Genomic DNA, 2192 nt, shown 5'->3' on the forward strand with positions numbered 1-2192 from the left:
TGCGATCGCCTCTCGCAGGACGAGATCGGTCACCTCGGGGCGGTCGAGGTCCAACAGGGCGGTGGGGCCGTCGACGTCGACGACGTGGACGCCCGGGAGCCCCCGGACCCACCCGGCGTCCGTGCCGGCGACCAGACGATGCAGGACGCGCCCCCGTCGGCGGAGGTCGTCGACCGTCCCGCGGGCGACGACCCGCCCGCGCGCCAGGACGACGAGGTGGTCGCAGAGCCGTTCCACCAGGTCGAGTTGATGCGAGGAGAACAGCACGGGCACACCCTGGCTGGTGTACTCACGCAGCAGGTCGACCATGGAGTCGACGGCGACCGGGTCGAGACCCGAGAAGGGTTCGTCGAGGACGAGCAGTTCCGGCCCGCCGATGACCGCCGCGACGATCTGGACGCGCTGCTGGTTGCCCAGGGACAACGACTCGAGCTTGTCCGCCGTGCGGTCGCCGAGCCCGAAGCGCCCGAGCAGCTCCGTCGCGGAGCGGCGTGCCCCCTCCGGACTGCGCCCCTGGAGTCTGCCGAGGTAGACGAGCTGGTCGAGGATGGGCTGCTTCGGGTACAGCCCGCGTTCCTCCGGCATGTACCCGAAGGTGCGACGATCGGCCACGGTCACCTCCCGGCCCCTCCACGTGACCGTGCCCGCGGAGGGCTGCAGCACGCCCATGATCATCCGCATGGTGGTGGTCTTCCCGGCGCCGTTGCCGCCGACGAAGCCGGTCATCGCCCCTCGCGGGACCTCGAATCCGACATCGTCCACGGCGAGGGTCTCCCCGAAGCGTCGGGTGAGCCCGTCGAGTTCCAGCATTGTGTCCTCCCTGGTGTCCTGTACCGGGACCACGCTATGGCCGGTGGGTGGTCCGGCGGATCAGCCGGGAGGATGACATCTCCGGGGTGGGTCGGGGAGGTCTCCCCCTCAGGGGGGAGGCGGCCGGCGGATGACCGTCCGATCGTCGCGGGTCACTCGCCGGGCTGGACGAGGCCGGCCTCGTAGGCCAGGACGACCGCCTGGACGCGGTCCCGGAGGTGGAGTTTGGACAGGCACGCCGACACGTGGGTCTTGACCGTGGCCTCGCCCACGACCAGCGTGCGCGCGATCTCCGCGTTGGACAACCCGCGTGCGACCAGTCGTAGGACCTCGGTCTCCCGGGTGGTGAGCAGGTCCAGGGCCGGTGGACGTGCTCGTGCGGGTGCCCGGGACGGATCGTGACCGTCCGTCGGGGTGGGAACGGTCAGTCTCTCGATGACCCGGCGCGTGACCTCGGGCGCGAGCAACGCGTGGCCGTGGCCCACGGCCCGGACCCCGTCGACCAGGTCCTCCGGGTCGGAGTTCTTGAGCAGGAATCCGCTCGCCCCGGCCCGCAGTGCGTCGAACAGGTAGTCGTCGCGGTCGAAGGTGGTGAGGATCAGGACCTTGGCCAGGGCCCCGGCTGTGATGAGTCGCGTCGCCTCGATGCCGTCGGTGCCCGGCATCTGCACGTCCATCAACACCACGTCGGGTCGCAGCCGCCGGCACATCTCGACCGCCTCCGCGCCGTCGGCGGCGTCGCCGATCACCTCGAGGTCCGGTTCCACGCCGAGCATCATCGAGAAACCGGAGCGCATGAGTGCCTGATCGTCCACCACGAGGACCCGCAGGACCGCGGTGGGGTCCTCGCTCTCGGCGGTATCGCGTCCCGCCCGGGCGTCGCTCATCCCCGGTCGGCGTCCGCGTCGGGGCGGTACGGCAGGCGCACCCGTACCCGGTATCCGCCGGTCACCCGAGGCCCGATCTCGCATTCCCCGCCGTGCGAGCGCACCCGTTCGCGCATGCCCAACAGTCCCAGACCGCTCCCCGAGGTCCCCACCCGGGGGCGCCCGGCGTCCAGGACCTCCACCTCCGCGTACGGGCTCCCGCCCGGGTTCTCACCGGTGCGCAGGACCACCCCCGCGCGGTCGGCGGTGGAGTGTCGCCGGACGTTGGCCAGTGCCTCCTGCGCGGTCCGGTACAGGGACAGACCGACGATCGGCGGGACCTCCTCGAGCGGGTGGCCGGTGCCGGTGACCACCGAGACGCTGGTGGAGAAGTCGGCGGGTCGTGGGAGGCGGCCAGTCGCTCGATGTCCGTGGCCCCGTGTCCCGCGGAGCGGGAGGGATCGGGGGAGGAGGTCGGGTCGTCGGCGGAGGCGCCCGCGGCGGCTGCGGCGCCGG

At 72.2% G+C, this 2192-nt stretch carries 3 protein-coding genes; all 3 read right to left on the reverse strand.

From position 1 onward, the window contains the following. On the reverse strand, nt 1–810 hold an 810-nt coding region (locus tag G6027_RS11550; RefSeq protein ID WP_182637313.1), incomplete at its 3' end, for an ATP-binding cassette domain-containing protein. A 152-nt stretch (nt 811–962) separates the two neighbouring features. Further along, nucleotides 963–1697, reverse strand: coding sequence for a response regulator transcription factor (locus G6027_RS11555; RefSeq protein WP_182637314.1), 735 nt, complete (start codon nt 1695–1697; stop codon nt 963–965). Beyond that, nucleotides 1694–2050 carry an ATP-binding protein gene (locus G6027_RS18435; protein WP_241727048.1) on the reverse strand — a complete coding sequence of 119 codons (357 nt, stop codon included), beginning with the start codon at nt 2048–2050 and terminating at the stop codon, nt 1694–1696. Before G6027_RS18435 ends, G6027_RS11555 begins: the two co-directional genes overlap by 4 nt. Nucleotides 2051–2192 lie beyond the last annotated feature (142 nt).

Source organism: Dietzia sp. SLG310A2-38A2, from assembly GCF_014145095.1.
Lineage (GTDB): Bacteria > Actinomycetota > Actinomycetes > Mycobacteriales > Mycobacteriaceae > Dietzia.

Coding starts and splice junctions, on each gene's coding strand:
- G6027_RS11555 (WP_182637314.1), bottom strand. CDS start 1,697: ATGAGCGACGCCCGGGCGGGACGCGATACCGCCGAGAGCGAGGACCCC.